Source organism: Halomonas zincidurans B6 (assembly GCF_000731955.1).
GTDB lineage: Bacteria > Pseudomonadota > Gammaproteobacteria > Pseudomonadales > Halomonadaceae > Modicisalibacter > Modicisalibacter zincidurans.
On sequence record NZ_JNCK01000001.1, the window covers coordinates 892,949 to 908,468 of the forward strand.

Genomic DNA, 15,520 nt, shown 5'->3' on the forward strand with positions numbered 1-15,520 from the left:
AGAGGGAGAACCTGGAGCAATGCTGATTTCCGACTCGATGCCACTTCTCTGGTTCAGTTACGTGGCATTGTCGCTGGTCGTGCTGATTACCGGCTACCTGGCGATACGCTGGTTGCCGAGGTTGCCGCGGTTCGTCGTCACCGGCGTGGTGGCAGGGCTGGTCTGGATACCCAGTAGTTTCACCCTGCCGCTGCTTGATGCGGATGCGACCTATCATGGCATGGCCCCGGCGGTGGTGGTAGCCGGCATTGCCTTCCTGCAAGGCAACATGGCTGCACTGGGAAGCGCCGCCGCGTTGTTGCTGCTGGGAACGGTGCTGGGCGCGGCACTCGGCGTGCTGGCCTGGTGGGGGCTGCGTCGCCGTGCCAGCCCGGACGCGGGCAACGATGACAGTGCGGGCGACGATCACGACCCGGCGTCGACGCCGCGGCGTGAACCGATCATTGGCTAGGCGCAAGGGCACTGCCATGCGAGGGTTGATTGCTGCGGCCTTGACGCTGCTGCTGTGCGGGACGCTAGAGGCCGCAGAGTCGGCGCCCCCCGACGTGCGCATGCTGTTCGATGTCTCGGGAAGCATGAAGCGCAACGACCCCAACCGCCTCAGCGACAGTGCGCTGGAACTGATGGTGACGTTGTTGCCCGAGGGCGCACGCGGCGGCCTGTGGACGTTCGGCAGTCGCGTGGCCAATCCGCTGCCGAGTGCGACGATCGACGCGGACTGGCGCCAACGGGCATTGGCGTTGAAACCGGCGCTGTCCGACTATCAGCAATACACCGATATCGAACAGGCGGTCCGCGAGACGGCCAGCGCGGCGCCCGCCGATGGCAAGCGGCATCTGATACTGCTCACCGACGGGATGATCGACATACCCGGCGGCGGCGATGAGCGTGGCCGCAACGAGGCGTCACGCCAGCGCCTGATGAAGCAGCTGGCGCCCACCCTGGCCGACGAGTCGGTGGTGGTCCATACCATCGCCTTTTCGTCGGGAGTGGATTCGAGCCTGCTCGCGGGCGTGTCCCGCGAAACCGGCGGCCTCTACGCGGTCGCCGAGGATCCCGCGGCATTGCTGCGGGCTTTCCTCGATGTGTTCGATCGTATCTTCCCCCGCGATCAGGTGCCGCTCGATGCCCAGAGCTTTCCGATCGACGAGCGTGTCGATGCGTTCTCGGCCTTGTTGTTTCATGACCCGGACTCGCCGGAGCCGGCGCTGATCGGCCCCGACGGCACCCGTCATACGCTGGAGGAGCACTCCCCGGCGATCCGTTGGCAGCACCAGCCGCGTTTCGACATCATCCGCGTTCCGCAGCCCCAGGCCGGGAAATGGCGTATTGAAGGCGATGTAGGGCCCGACAGTCGAATCAGCATCGAGTCGGACCTGGCACTTCGCGTTGCGCAACTGCCGACGACCCTCTATCAGGGCTTCGAGACGCCGATCGAGGCCAGCCTGAACCAGCCGGATGCGGCGACCGACGCGCCGCCGGGGCTCGAGATGCGCGCCGAACTGCGTGACATCGACGGCCGGGTGCGCCAGTCGGTCGTCTTGGAGCGCGACGGCGACAGTTATCGCGGCGTTCTGGCACCGCCGCGCAAGGTCGGCAATGCACGCCTGGCGGTGGTCGCGAAGGGTGATCGGTTCATTCGCGAACGACGCCAGGCGGTCAACGTACTGGCGCCGATCAGCGCCAAGCTCGATGAGGCAGCCGGCAGCGTCGCGCTGCGCGCCGAGCATCCGCTGCTTAACAGCGACAACACGCGGATCGCCGCCACACTGCAGGGCGAGTCGTTGACGGTCCGTACGCAGGGCGACAAGCGCTGGCGGGTCGTGCTGCCGGCGATCGACGAGTCGCTTTCGCTGGCGTTGACGCTGACGGCCAACGTGACGCTGGATGGCGATACGCGAACCATCGAGCTGCCCCCGGTGATGCTCAACCCCGAGGCCGATACCGGGCTGCGCGGAGTGAGCCTCGACCGACCCGAGGCCGAGGCCCTCGAGGAAGCAAAGCCGGATCAGCAGCCCGCGGCTTCCGGCTCGTCGCTCGATGCGCTGGGCGATGAACTGGGCCAATGGCTGGCGGCGTTGCCGGCCAGGCTCGAGTCGCTGTGGGAAAAGGCGCCGACGAGCCTGCAGCAGGCCGCCCGCGAAACGCGCCGGAATCCGCTGTGGTGGCTGCTGGCTGCGCTGATCGTGCTGTTGCTGCTCTGGCGCCGGCGTCGCAACGCCCGGCGGCGACGACATCGGCGGCGTGGTGCGCGCCGCCATCACGCCGAGCGGGAGGAGCCGCATGTGTGAGTTGCTGGGCATGAGCGCCAACGTGCCCACCGATATCTGCTTCAGCTTCGCCGGCTTTTTGCATCGCGGCGGACGCACCGGACCGCATCGCGACGGCTGGGGCATCGCTTTCTACGAGCAGGGCGGCTATCGCGACTTCCGCGATCCCAGCCCCTCGGCGGATTCGCCGATCGCCCGTTTGATCCGCGACTATCCGATCAAGTCGCACGTGGTGATCAGCCATATCCGTCAGGCCAATGTCGGCAACGTGCGGATGGCCAATACCCATCCCTTCACCCGCGAGATGTGGGGGCGTCCGTGGTGCTACGCCCACAACGGTCAATTGCAGGGCTGGGGCGCGCTGGCGCTGTCCTTCTATCGTCCGGTGGGCGATACCGACAGCGAGCATGCCTTTTGCTGGTTGCTCGGCGAGTTGCGTCAGCGCTTTGCCGAGCCGCCCGCCGAGCCCGGCCCGCTGTGGACGACGCTGCATGCGCTGTGCGAACGGCTGCGCGGTCTGGGCGTGTGCAATCTGCTGTTCTCCGACGGCGTGCATCTGTATGCCTATTGCTCGACCAAGCTGGTCCACCTCACCCGGCGTGCGCCGTTTGGCCACGCCCATCTCAGCGACACCGAGATGAGTGTCGACTTTCGCGAGCACACCACGCTGGCCGATGTGGTCTCGGTGATGGCCACCGAACCATTGACCGCCAACGAGGACTGGACCGCCATGCAGCCGGGGGAGCTGCTGGTCTGGCGCGACGGCGAGATTCAGGCCCGCTACAGGGCGAACGAGGATGGCGCGCAAACGAGTGAACGTTAGTTTGAATCGGTCGTTTTACGCCCGGGTGCGGTCTGCTAAGGTAAGCTGAACTGGCCGTGCCCATGGGCCTGCGGCCATAAAGCGCACCGGCGGATCGCTTGCCGAGTGGCAGAACAAGAAAGTCCGTCGACTCCGGTCGAACGCATCAGCGGAGATCAGCTCATGAGCCAGCACGCCACTGCGCCTCTCGTATCCGGCCCGGCCCTGCAGGGGTTGGAGGATTACGCCACGGTGACCGATGTCTTCGCGACTTCGGTCGAACGCTTCGCCGACAAGCCGGCGTTCAGCTGCATGGGTCAGGTGTTGCGCTATCGCGACGTCGACCGCCTGGCGGCGGATTTCGCCGCCTGGCTTCAGCACGAGACCGAACTCGAGCCGGGCGATCGCATCGCCATTCAGTTGCCTAACCTGTTGCAGTTTCCGGTGGCGGTGTTCGGTGCGCTGCGTGCCGGGTTGGTGGTGGTCAACACCAACCCGCTGTACACCGAGCGCGAGATGCATCACCAGTTCGTCGATTCCGGCGCCAAGGCGATCGTGATTCTCGCCAACATGGCCGACAAGCTCGAGCGGGTGATCGACAAGACCGAGATCTGCCACGTGGTGGTGACCGAGATCGGCGACCTGCATGGCTTGCCCAGGCGTGCGCTGATCAACTTCGCCGTGCGCCACGTCAAGAAACTGGTGCCGCGTTACTCATTGCCCGGCGCCCTGGGCTTTCGCGACGTACTGGCGCGCGGCGCCAAGCGGCAGTACCAACCGGTCGAGCGCGACCGCGACGACATCGCCGCGTTGCAGTACACCGGCGGCACCACCGGCGTCGCCAAGGGCACCATGCTCACCCATCGCAACCTGGTCGCCAACATGCTGCAGGCCCGGGCGGTAATCAGCGACGTGCTCGGCGAGGGCTGCGAGACGGTGATCGCGCCGTTGCCGGTCTATCACATCTACACCTTCACGGTTAATTGCCTGTTTCTGATGGAGACCGGCAATCACAGCGTGCTGATCCCCAATCCGCGGGACATCGACGGCTTCGTCAAGACGCTGCGCAAGATCCACTTCACCGGCTTCGTCGGGCTCAATACATTGTTCAATGCGCTGTGCAACCGCGACGATTTCCGCGCGCTGGATTTTTCCTCGCTCAAGCTGACCATCTCGGGCGGCATGGCGCTGACCAAGGCCGCGGCCAAGCGCTGGGAGGAGGTCACCGGCTGCCCGGTCACCGAGGGCTACGGGATGACCGAGACCTCGCCGATCGTCTCGTTCAACCCGCCCGCGGCGATCCAGCTGGGGACCATCGGCAAACCGGTACCGGGCACCTCGGTCAAGGTCATCGATGCCGACGGCAACGACCTGCCACTGGGCGAGGCCGGCGAGCTGTGCGTGCAGGGGCCGCAGGTCATGAAGGGCTACTGGAACCGCCCGGAGGACACCGCCAAGACCCTCGATGCCCAGGGCTGGGTGCGCACCGGCGATATCGCCGTACTTCAGGAAGACGGTTACATCCGCATCGTCGATCGCAAGAAGGACATGATCATCGTCTCCGGCTTCAACGTCTATCCCAACGAGATCGAGGACGTCGTCGCCGGTCACCCTGACGTGATCGAAGCGGCGGCGATCGGCGTGCCCGACGAGGACAGCGGCGAGGCGATCAAGCTGTTCGTCGTCGCCCGCAACGAGTCGCTGGACGCGGCGACCCTGCGCAGCTGGTGCAAGAAGGAACTGGCCGGCTACAAGGTGCCCAAGTTCGTCGAGTTTCGCGACGAGCTGCCCAAGACCAACGTCGGCAAGGTGCTACGCCGCGAGTTGCGCGACGCCTGAAGAAACACGGCACAAAATGCCTGCGCGAACTCGGCGTCCCCGGCAAATCGATGCGTTGCGCGGTGCTGGAGCGCCAGCCCGGTCGGAATCCTCACCTATACCCCATAGGCTCTGGTTGACTCGAAACCTGCGGTTTCTCGCCCTTTCGGGGCCGTCCTTTGGACGTTCTCTCCGCTTCGCTTCGAGTCTGTGCCCCGTGCGCCTGGCGCTTTACTCGCTCGGCGATTTGTTCAGCGCTTCTTAAAGCATCAGAGGCTTGCCCCGTCCGCTCGTCTTGCGGCGATTGGCTCGCGGGTGCAGCATGGCGATACAATAACCGGCCCGCCACGGCACGACCGTGGCGGGCCGGTCGTTTATTGAATTCAGCGAGGACGATTTGCGCGCTACCGCTTCGAATCCCGATGCTCTAGGGGCCCTGGACAGTCGCCGGGCCCAACTCGACGCCTGCCTGTTGCGCGACGCCCGCGAACAGGGGCGGCGCTTGGCCAAGCTGCGTCAGCGGGCCAAGGCCGGCAAGCCGATCGATCGTGCGCTACGGGAGCTCGACGCGCGCCTGAGGCGCTCGCAGGCACTGCTCGAAAAACGCCGGGCGCAGCCGGTGACGCTGAATTATCCCGAGTCGCTGCCGGTCGCCGAGAAGCGCGAGGACATCCTCGCCGCGCTGCGCGCGCACCCGATCGTGGTGGTCGCCGGCGAAACCGGCTCGGGCAAGACCACTCAGCTGCCCAAGCTGTGCCTGGAACTGGGCCTGGGCCGGCGCGGGCTGATCGGCCACACCCAGCCGCGGCGGCTGGCGGCGCGCTCGGTGGCCACGCGGCTTGCCGAGGAACTCGAGGTGCCGCTCGGCGCTCAGGTTGGCTACCAGGTGCGCTTCACCGACCAGAGCAGCGACGCCACGCTGGTCAAGCTGATGACCGACGGCATCCTGCTGGCCGAGACCCAGCACGATCCCGACCTCGAGCGCTACGAGGCGATCATCATCGACGAGGCCCACGAGCGCAGCCTCAATATCGACTTCCTGATCGGCTACCTCAAGCGCCTGACTCAGCGGCGGCCCGACCTTAAGATCATCATCACCTCGGCGACCATCGATGTCGAGCGCTTCGCCCGGCATTTCGCCCGCGGCGACGGTACGCCGGCGCCGGTGGTTCAGGTATCGGGGCGCACCTACCCGGTCGAGCTGCACTACCGGCCGCTGGTGCGCGACGCCGACGACGAGGAGGACCGCACCCTGCAGGAGGGCATCCTCCACGCGGTGGAGGAGATCGAGGCCATCGAGCGCGACAAGCGCTGGTTCAGCGGCCCGCGCGACGTGCTGATCTTCCTGCCCGGCGAGCGCGAGATCCGCGAGACCGCCGATACCCTGCGCCGCGCCGACCTCAGGGGCTCCGAGATCCTGCCGCTCTACGCGCGGCTCTCCAACGCCGAGCAGAACCGGGTGTTCCAGAGCCATGCCGGGCGACGTATCGTGCTCGCCACCAACGTCGCCGAGACCTCATTGACGGTGCCCGGGATCCGCTACGTGATCGACCCGGGGCTGGTGCGCATCAGCCGCTACAGCTACCGCGCCAAGATCCAGCGGCTACCGATCGAGCCGGTCAGCCAGGCCAGCGCCGATCAGCGCAAGGGTCGCTGCGGGCGTATCGCCGAGGGTGTGTGCATCCGTCTCTACAGCGAAGAGGACTACCTCGCCCGGCCGGCCTATACCGAGCCCGAGATCCAGCGCACCAACCTGGCCTCGGTGATCCTGTCGATGCTCTCGCTGCTGTCATTGAAACCCGATGACATCTCGGCCTTTCCGTTCGTCGACGCGCCGGACTCGCGCTTCGTCAAGGATGGTTTCCGGCTGTTGTTCGAACTCGGCGCGGTCGACGAGGGCAACCGGCTGTCGCCGCTCGGCCGGCGGCTGGCGCGGCTGCCCATCGACCCGCGGCTGGCGCGCATGGTGCTGGCCGCCGCCGAGCAGGACTGCCTGCGCGACGTGCTGGTGGTGGTCAGCGCGCTGTCGATCCAGGACCCCCGCGAGCGCCCGGTCGACAAGCGTCAGGCCGCCGATCAGAAGCATCAGCAGTGGAACGATCCGGAGTCCGACTTCGCCGCCTGGCTCAACCTGTGGAACGGCTTCGAGGCGGCCCGCGAGGCACTCTCGGGCAATCAACTGCGACGCTGGTGTCGCGAGCAGTATCTTAACTACCTGCGATTGCGCGAGTGGCATGACACTTTCAGGCAACTGCGCCAGCTGCTGCGCGACATGGCCATTCACGTGCCGGCCGCCGCCCCGGCCGAGACGTCCGTCGACGCTGACGAGGCGGGGCAGGCGGCCACACGTGAAGCCGTTCGTCGGCAACAGGCGACCTTCCACCAGGCGCTGCTCAGCGGACTGCTGTCGAACATCGGCCAGCTCACCGAGAACCGCGAGTATCTGGGCGCGCGCAACCGCAAGTTCTTCATTCATCCCGGCTCGGGGCTGGCCAGGAAATCGCCCAAGTGGCTGATGGCCGGCGAACTGGTCGAGACCTCGAAGCTTTATGCGCGTGACGTGGCGCGCATCCAGCCGGAATGGATCGAGCCGCTGGCGGGTCATCTAGTCAAGCGCAGCTACAGCGAGCCGCACTGGGAAATGAAGCGCGCCCAGGTGGTGGCCTTCGAACAGGTCACGCTGTTCGGCCTGCCGATCGTCGCCCGGCGCAAGGTGCATTACGGGCCGATCGCGCCCGCCGAGGCCCGCGAGCTGTTCATCCGTCGCGCGCTGGTCGAGGGCGAATACCGGACCCAGGCGGCGTTCTTCGCCCACAACCGAGCGTTGATCGATGAAGTCGAAGATCTGGAGGACAGGGCGCGAAAGCGTGATATTCTGGTGGATGAGGAAACGCTGTTCGATTTCTACGATCAGCGCTTGCCGGAAGAAATCGTCAACGGCAAGGGCTTCGAGCATTGGCGGCGCCAGGCGGAACGCGACGACCCGGAGGTGCTCAAGCTCGACAAGGCCAGCCTGATGGCCCGCCAGGCCGATGAGGTCAGCGAGGAACACTACCCGGACACGCTGACGCTCAAGGGCGTGCGCTACCCGTTGAGTTACCATTTCGCGCCGGGCGCCGAGGATGATGGAGTGACGCTGACCGTACCCGCAGCGATGCTGTCGCAACTGCCGCGCCGGCGCCTCGAGTGGCTGGTACCGGGGTTGCTGCGCGAGAAGTGCATCGCGCTGCTCAAGTCGCTGCCCAAGTCGGTACGCCGCCAGGTGGTGCCGATCCCCGACTGGGTGGATGCCGCGCTCGAGACGCTGAGCCCCGACGATGTGCCGCTGAGCGAGGCGCTCGGCGAGTTCCTGCGGGTCAAGACCGGACTGCGGCTCGCTCCCGAGGACTGGCGCAGCGAGCAGCTCGAAGCGCACCTGGTGATGAACCTGCGAGTGGTCGATCATGAAGGCAGGGAACTGGGACAGGGCCGCGATCCAGCGGCGCTCGAGCGGCGTTTCGCTGCGGCCGCCAACGCCGGCGCCCAGGCGCTGGATGCGGCCGGCGACACCCGCCAGGCGGTCGACGATCTGCCCGAAACGCCACTGGCCGAGTCGCGCAGCACGACCCAGGCGGGCATTCGGGTCGCCGCCTACCCGGCGCTGGTCGAGCAGGGCGACGCCAAGCGCAATTCCAGCCGCGACGACAAGGCAAAAGCCGGCGCGCTGGCGGTGGCGCTGTTCGATCACCCGGCCAAGGCGCATCAGGCGCATCGACACGGTATCAAGCGGTTGGCGATGCAGCGCCTGCCCGAGCAGGTCAAGGCACTCAAGCGCCTGCCGGGGCTCGAGCGCTGCGCGCTGCTGTTCGCCAAGGTCGGCAGCAAGGCGCAGCTCGCCGACGATCTGGTGGCGGCGGTGTTTCTTCACGAGATCGCCTTCGACCCGCTGCCGCGTTCGCGCCAGGCGCTGAGCGAGCGCCTCGACGAGCGGCGTGGCGAGCTCATGGCCTATGGCGAGGGTCTGGTGGCGACGCTGCAGCGCGCGCTCGAGGGCCATCTGGCGGTGACCCAGGCGCTGAAAGGCAACCTGAGCCTGTCGCTGGCGCTGGTCTATGGCGATCTCAAGGCGCAGATGCAGCGGCTGGTCCATCCCGGCTTCGTCAGCGAAGCGGGCGAATGGCTGCAGGAGTACCCACGTTACATGGAGGCGGCGCGCATCCGTCTCGAGAAGGCCCCGCGCGAGCGCATGCGCGATCAGATGCTGATGCAAGAGGCTCAGGACTTTGAGACCCGACTGGCCAATCGCCGCCAGACCGAGCGTCGCGATGGCTGGGAGGACCCGGCGCTGGTCGAGTTCGCCTGGTGGATCGAGGAATTGCGTGTCTCGCTGTTCGCCCAGCAACTGGGCACGCGCATGCCGGTATCCGCCAAGCGCCTGGAGCGCCGCTGGGCCGAGATCACCGGTCGCCGTGAGGCTTGAATGTCCATCACACGAGAAGCGGCTCAGCCGCCGTGAGGAGAACGCCATGACATCCGCCGTCATCACCGGCACCGGCCTGTACACGCCGCCCCACGCCATCGACAACGAGGCGTTGGTGGCGGCCTTCAACCGCTGGGTGGACGCCGAGAACGGTCGGCATGCCGAGGCCATCGAGCGCGGCGAGCGCGAACCGTTGCTGCATTCGAGCAGCGAGTTCATCGTCAAGGCGTCGGGGATTCATAGTCGTTACGTGCTCGATGCCGAGGGTATCCTCGATCCCCAGCGCATGCGCCCGCGTCTCGACGAGCGGTCCAACGACGCCCATTCCATCCAGTGCGAGATGGCCCTGGCGGCAAGCCGCGAGGCGCTCGAGCGGGCCGAAATCGAGGCTCACGAGATCGAGCTGGTGATCGTCGCCTGCTCGAATCTGGAACGCGCCTATCCGGCGATCGCGGTGGAGTTGCAGGCCGCGCTCGGCGCGAGCGGTCATGCCTTCGACATGAACGTGGCCTGCAGTTCGGCGACCTTCGCCATCGACGTGGCCGCCAACGCGGTGCGCAGCGGTGGCGCCCAGCGTGCGCTGGTGGTCAATCCGGAGATCTGTTCGGCGCATCTCAATTTCCGTGACCGCGACAGCCATTTCATCTTCGGCGACGCCTGCACCGCGTTGCTGATCGAGGCCGACGGCGTCGCTCGCGCCGACGCGCGGTTCGCGATTCTCGGCAGCAAGTTGACCACCCGTTACTCCAACGCGATTCGCAACAATTCGGGCTTTCTCAACCGCATCACCGACAGCGACCCGCTGGCGGAGGACAAGCTGTTCGTGCAGGAGGGGCGACGGGTCTTCAAGGAGGTCTGTCCACTGGTCGCGCAGTTGATCGTCGACCACCTCGGCGAGCTGGGGCTGGCCGCCGATGACCTGTCGCGACTCTGGCTGCATCAGGCCAATCGCCACATGAACGACCTGATCGCCCGGCGCGTGCTGGGTCGCGATCCGGACCTCAAGGAGGCGCCGGTGATTCTCGACCGCTACGCCAACACCAGCTCGGCGGGCTCGATCATCGCCTTCCATCTGCACCGCGACGATCTTGCGGGCGGCGCGCTGGGGGTGGTGTGTTCCTTCGGAGCCGGCTACAGTGCCGGCAGTATCATGTTACGGAAGGTGAGCTGATGGAAAGGTTAGGTAAGGGGCTTTGGGGACTCGTTGCCGCGGCCACGCTCGCCGGCTGTGCCAGTAATTCGCCGCAGGTCGCCAATCCGGCCGACCCGTGGGAAGGCTTCAACCGTCGCGTCTTCGCTTTCAACCAGACCCTCGATCGTTACGCGCTGAAACCCGTCGCCCAGGGTTACGATTTCGTCACCCCGCAGCCGGTCCAGGAGGGCGTCGGCAACTTCTTCAGCAACCTCGGCGAGCTGCGCACGATCATCAATAGCGCACTGCAATGGAAATGGGCCAATGCCGGGGTCGCCTCGGGACGTTTTCTGGTCAACACCACCCTGGGACTGGGCGGCGTCCTCGATCCGGCCACGCGGATGGGCTGGAACGAGAACGAAGAGGACTTCGGCCAGACGTTGGCGGTGTGGGGCGTGGGCGAGGGACCCTTCGTGGTCTTGCCGCTGCTCGGCGGGCGCACCCTGCGCCATGCCAGCGGGCTACCGGCGGACTGGTATACCGATCCGTTGACCTACGTCGAGGACGACGCCACCCGCTATGGCCTGCGCGGTCTCGAGCTGATCAATTACCGGGCCAGCGTGCTCGACCAGGAGCAGTTGATCCAGGGCGATCGCTACAGCTTTCTACGCGATACCTATCTGCAGCAGCGACGCTTCAAGGTCAATGACGGCGAGCAGGGCCGCGACAGCTTCGCCGATGACGACTTCGATTTCAATGCGGATGATTTCGCAGAGTGAGAACTCGACTCCATGGTCAAGTCCCCTACGCTGATCGGTCTTCTCGACCGCCCCGGTGAGGCGCGTGATGCGCTGGCCGCGGCACTCGGCCTGGGCGCCTCCTATACGGTGACCGTTGCCGAGCATGTCGACGCGCTGCCCGCGGAGGCCGTGCTGATCGTTGCGCACGTGCGCGCGGTGAGCCTCGACGACTGGCCGCTGCTGGCGCGTCGGCTACCGACGATCGTGGTCACCGAGACGCGCATCGACGACGATCTGCTGCCGGCGGTCGATGCCGGCCTGGTCGACTATCTGGTCGAGCCGCTGCGCCACGCCGATGTGCTCAGGCGCCTGGTGGCGCGGGCCCTGGAGCATCGGCAGCTTGCCGAGGAACATGCCCGCGATCGCGCGCGACTGGCCGAGCTCAACGAAAACCTGGAAACTCACCTGGCGCTGCTGCGACTCGATCAGCAGGCCGGCTGGCATATCCAGCGCAAGCTGCTGCCGGTGCAGCCGCTGACGATCAACGGCGTGGCGTGTGACTACTGGTTGGCGCCATCGCTCTATTTGTCGGGGGATTTCCTCGATTATCAGCGTTTCGATGGCCGTTACAGCGTGTTCTACTTCGCCGATGTCTCGGGGCATGGGGCTTCGTCGGCCTTCGTCACGGTGCTGCTGCGCTATCTGTGCAACCGCTGGCTGGGCGAATGGGATGGGCAGCGCCCCGAGGCTCTGGCGCCTCGCTGGCTGGCCCAGCTCAACCGCGAACTGCTCGACACCGGCATCGGCAAGCACGTGACGCTGTTCGTCGGGGTGATCGACCATGATCAGCGCGAGTTGCACTATTCGCTGGGCGCGCAATTGCCGATGCCGGTGCTGGTCGACAGAAGTCGGGGCGAGGTCGACGTATTGCGTGGTGAGGGCATGCCGGTGGGGCTGTTTCCGAACGTGGAGTATCCCGCCTATCGCGTGTCGCTGCCGGCGAACTTTCGCCTGTGGCTGTGTTCCGACGGGGTGCTGGAAGGCCTGCCGGGCAAGACGCTGACGGCACGGCTTGACGATCTCAAGCGACGCATCGTCGTCTGCGACGATCTGGCTACCTTGCGCGCCGCTTTGCTGGCGGGCGAGCAGGATGCCGCCACGGGTGGCGAAGAACGACCGGATGATTTGACTATTATGACGCTAAGCGGATTCGATCATGACAACGCATGATGGGCGATTGAAGGCGGCGTTCGATGGCGGTGTTTTCGTGCTCAAGTTATGTGGGGATGTTCGCTTGACCCTGTGCGCCACGCTGGACAATGAAGCCCAGCGACTGGCGGACATGCCGGGATTGACGACGGTGATCGTCGATCTGCGCGAGGCGACCAATGTCGATTCCACGGCGCTGGGCTTTCTGGCCAAGGTCGCTCTGGCGGTCAAGGCGCGGCTCGACCATCCGCCGACGATCGTCGTCGATCATCCCGACGTGCGCCGGATGCTCGACGTCATGGGCTTTTCGCGCTATTTCACGTTGGTCCAGGCGCCGATCGCCGAGCCGGCGGGCGGGCTGGCCGAGCTGCCGGCGGTAAAAGCCGACGAGGAGGGACTGCAGGAGCGCATCCTCGAGGCCCATCGCATCCTGATGCGCATGAACGAGCACAATCGTGCGGAGTTCCAGCCACTGGTCGACCTGCTCGAGGCCCAGCAGCAGCGCAGCGACTCCTGAAGTAGCGCGTTCCTCCACGTACTGGAGTCCCGGCCCATGGCGACGATGACATGCTGTCCGCCTGGGCCGTCCCGACGGGCCGGTCAAGAGCTGCTACCATTAGCGGTTCGTTGGGTCCCTCCCGGTTATTCGTCCGCCATGACAAGGAGCGTTATGTTGCAGCTCGATGCGCGCCGCGTGGCGCTATTGGTGGCAGCCAATACGGCGCTTGCGCCATTGGCCATCGATGCTTATCTACCGGCCATTCCGGCGCTGGCCGCGGCGGTCGGGGCCAGCGTGCACCTGACCGAACTGTCGGTCAGCCTGTTCCTGTTCGGGTTCGCCGTCGGCCAGTTGATCTTCGGCCCGTTGTCCGATCGGTTGGGGCGGCGTCCGGTGCTGCTCGGCGGCATCGTGGTGTTCCTGCTGTCGAGTCTAGCGATCACTCAGGTCGAGAGCCTCGAGGCGCTATGGGCGCTGCGCTTTGTGCAGGCATTGGGCGGCGGGGCCTCGGTGGTCAACTCGGCGGCGATCGTGCGCGACTGCTTCAGTGGCCGCGAAGCGGCCAAGGTGCTCTCGACCATGGTGATGATCCTGATGCTGGCGCCGCTGGTCGCGCCGGCGCTGGGCAGCCTGCTGCTGTATCTTGCCGACTGGTGGCTGATCTTTGCCTTCCTGGCGCTTTATGCGGTCTTTCTGCTGTGGCTGTTGGGTCGCTATCTGCCCGAAACCCACGGCCGCGATCCCGATGCGCCGAGCTTTGCCCAGGTTCTGGGCAATTATCTGACGGTGCTGCGCCATCGCGAGGCGATGGGCTATATCTGCGCGGTATCGATGTCGTTTGCCGGCATGTTCGCCTTCATTACCGGTTCGCCCTTTCTGTACATGGAGTATTTCGGCCTGTCGCCGGCGGTCTACCCATTCGTGTTCGGCGCCAACATCCTGATCATGGCCGGTTCCAACCGCATCAACATCCGCCTGCTCAAGCGCTCGTCGCCGCAGCGCAACCTGCTGTGGGGGCTGGGCATCCAGTTCGCTGCGGGGCTGGCGTTGGTGGTGCTGTTCGCCACCGGGCTGGCTTCGCTCTACACGGTAGCGCCGCTGCTGATGGTGTTCGTCGGCATGCAGGGGCTGATCGGGCCCAATGCGATGTCGTCGATGCTCGATCATTTTCCTACAATGAGCGCGACGGCAACGGCGATGCAGGGCAGCATCCAGTTCTCCTCCGGGGCGCTGGCCGGCGTGCTGGTCGGCGCCTTCGAGATCCCCAGCGCCTGGCCGATGGTACTGACCATGATCGGCGCTTCGATCGCCGGCAACCTGGGAGTGCGCGTACTCTCGGGGCGGGCGCTGCGCGCGCAGAAACTGGCGACCGAGCAGGCGTAGTCACGTGCAGGGCCGATTGGCGATCGTGTCATGAAGCTGTCATCTTGGTTAGGCATCGTGTGTCGGGCGAAAGTTGAACACTCTCATCGACAGGAGTTACACAATGAACCGCATCCTCAACAGCCGTATCGTGAAGACGACCGCGATCGCCGCTGCCGTGATGGGCGTCGCAGGCGTAGCCCAAGCGCGTGAACAGCTGCGCATCGTCGGCTCGAGCACGATCTACCCATTTGCCAGCTATGTCGTCGAGGAGTTCGGCGCGACCACCGATTACCAGACGCCGGTCATCGAGTCCACCGGCTCAGGCGGCGGCCTGAAGCTGTTCTGCGAAGGTGTCGGCGAGGATACGCCGGATATCACTAATGCTTCACGACGCATCAAGACTTCCGAATTCGAACGTTGCCAGCAGAACGGCGTGACCGACATCACCGAGGCGGTGATCGGCTATGACGGTATCGCCTTCGCCGAATCCAGCAGCAACGAACCGATCGACCTGTCTCGCGAGCAGATCTTCCTGGCGCTGGCCGCCAAGGTGCCGCAGGATGGCAAGCTGGTCGACAATCCCTATCAGAAGTGGAGCGACATCGACCCCTCGTTGCCCGATCGCGAGATTTCCGTCTATGGTCCGCCCACCACCTCCGGCACCCGTGACGCCTTCGAGGAACTGGTCATGGAAGCCGCCTCCGAAGACATGTCAGCCTATGGCGGCGATGGCTATACCGACATCCGCTCGGATGGCGCCTATATCGACGCCGGCGAGAACGACAACCTGATCGTCAAGCGCCTGGCCGAGGATACCAAGGCCTTCGGCATCTTCGGTTACTCGTTCCTCGAGGAGAACACCGACACGCTGATCGGCGCCAGCATCGATGGCGTTGCGCCGACCCCGGACGCGATCAGCTCCGGCGAGTACCCGGTCTCCCGCTCGCTGTTCTTCTATATCAAGAACCAGCACGCCGAGTCCGTGCCGGCGATGTACGAATACGCCAATCTGTTCATGACCGAGAAGATGATCGGGCCGATGGGGTATCTGAAGGGGCTGGGGTTGATTCCGCTGCCCGAGGAGATGCGCAGCGAACAGCGTCAGGCGGTCGAGAGCCAAGAGAAGCTCGAACTGGCCGACCTCAAGTAATCATGTCGCTGCATGAAACGGTGGGGCCGGTGGCGCAAGCCGCCGGCCCGCATGCATGCAGGGTGGCCCTGAGGGA

General features: G+C 65.6%; 11 protein-coding genes. All 11 read left to right on the top strand.

Going from position 1 to position 15,520, the window contains the following annotated elements; translation table 11 throughout:
• Nucleotides 1-19 precede the first annotated feature (19 nt).
• The 11 genes from HALZIN_RS0104225 to HALZIN_RS0104275 all read left to right on the top strand — a co-directional run bounded on the left by HALZIN_RS0104225 (nt 20) and on the right by HALZIN_RS0104275 (nt 15,444).
• Complete coding sequence (locus HALZIN_RS0104225) at nt 20-451, top strand: hypothetical protein (RefSeq protein ID WP_031383002.1); 432 nt, start codon at nt 20-22, stop codon at nt 449-451.
• 16 nt (nt 452-467) lie between these two features.
• Nucleotides 468-2,291 carry a VWA domain-containing protein gene (locus HALZIN_RS17075; protein ID WP_160171086.1) on the top strand — a complete coding sequence of 608 codons (1,824 nt, stop codon included), beginning with the start codon at nt 468-470 and terminating at the stop codon, nt 2,289-2,291.
• Complete coding sequence (locus HALZIN_RS0104235) at nt 2,284-3,093, top strand: class II glutamine amidotransferase (RefSeq protein ID WP_031383004.1); 810 nt, start codon at nt 2,284-2,286, stop codon at nt 3,091-3,093. The genes HALZIN_RS17075 and HALZIN_RS0104235 overlap by 8 nt, the downstream gene beginning before the upstream one ends.
• Nucleotides 3,094-3,255: 162 nt before the next feature.
• Nucleotides 3,256-4,911, top strand: coding sequence for an AMP-binding protein (locus HALZIN_RS0104240; protein WP_031383005.1), 1,656 nt, complete (start codon nt 3,256-3,258; stop codon nt 4,909-4,911).
• Nucleotides 4,912-5,287: 376 nt separating this feature from the next.
• The gene (gene hrpA, locus HALZIN_RS0104245; protein WP_084173343.1) at nt 5,288-9,349 is read left to right on the top strand and encodes an ATP-dependent RNA helicase HrpA; all 4,062 of its coding nucleotides are present in this window, start codon (nt 5,288-5,290) and stop codon (nt 9,347-9,349) included.
• A gap of 46 nt (nt 9,350-9,395) precedes the next feature.
• Nucleotides 9,396-10,520, top strand: coding sequence for a beta-ketoacyl-ACP synthase III (locus HALZIN_RS0104250; protein WP_031383007.1), 1,125 nt, complete (start codon nt 9,396-9,398; stop codon nt 10,518-10,520).
• Nucleotides 10,520-11,260: an MlaA family lipoprotein gene (locus HALZIN_RS0104255; protein ID WP_031383008.1), complete on the top strand. Its 741-nt coding sequence runs from the start codon at nt 10,520-10,522 to the stop codon at nt 11,258-11,260. Before HALZIN_RS0104250 ends, HALZIN_RS0104255 begins: the two co-directional genes overlap by 1 nt.
• A 12-nt stretch (nt 11,261-11,272) precedes the next feature.
• Entirely contained in the window at nt 11,273-12,451 is a 1,179-nt protein-coding gene (locus HALZIN_RS0104260; protein ID WP_031383009.1) for a PP2C family protein-serine/threonine phosphatase, read from the top strand.
• Entirely contained in the window at nt 12,438-12,947 is a 510-nt protein-coding gene (locus tag HALZIN_RS0104265; protein ID WP_031383010.1) for an STAS domain-containing protein, read from the top strand. The genes HALZIN_RS0104260 and HALZIN_RS0104265 overlap by 14 nt, the downstream gene beginning before the upstream one ends.
• 153 nt (nt 12,948-13,100) lie before the next feature.
• Nucleotides 13,101-14,312 (top strand): Bcr/CflA family multidrug efflux MFS transporter, encoded by a 1,212-nt coding sequence (locus tag HALZIN_RS0104270; protein ID WP_084173344.1) that lies wholly within the window; start codon nt 13,101-13,103, stop codon nt 14,310-14,312.
• A gap of 103 nt (nt 14,313-14,415) precedes the next feature.
• On the top strand, nt 14,416-15,444 hold the full coding sequence (locus tag HALZIN_RS0104275; RefSeq protein ID WP_031383012.1) for a PstS family phosphate ABC transporter substrate-binding protein: 1,029 nt from the start codon (nt 14,416-14,418) through the stop codon (nt 15,442-15,444).
• Nucleotides 15,445-15,520: the final 76 nt, after the last annotated feature.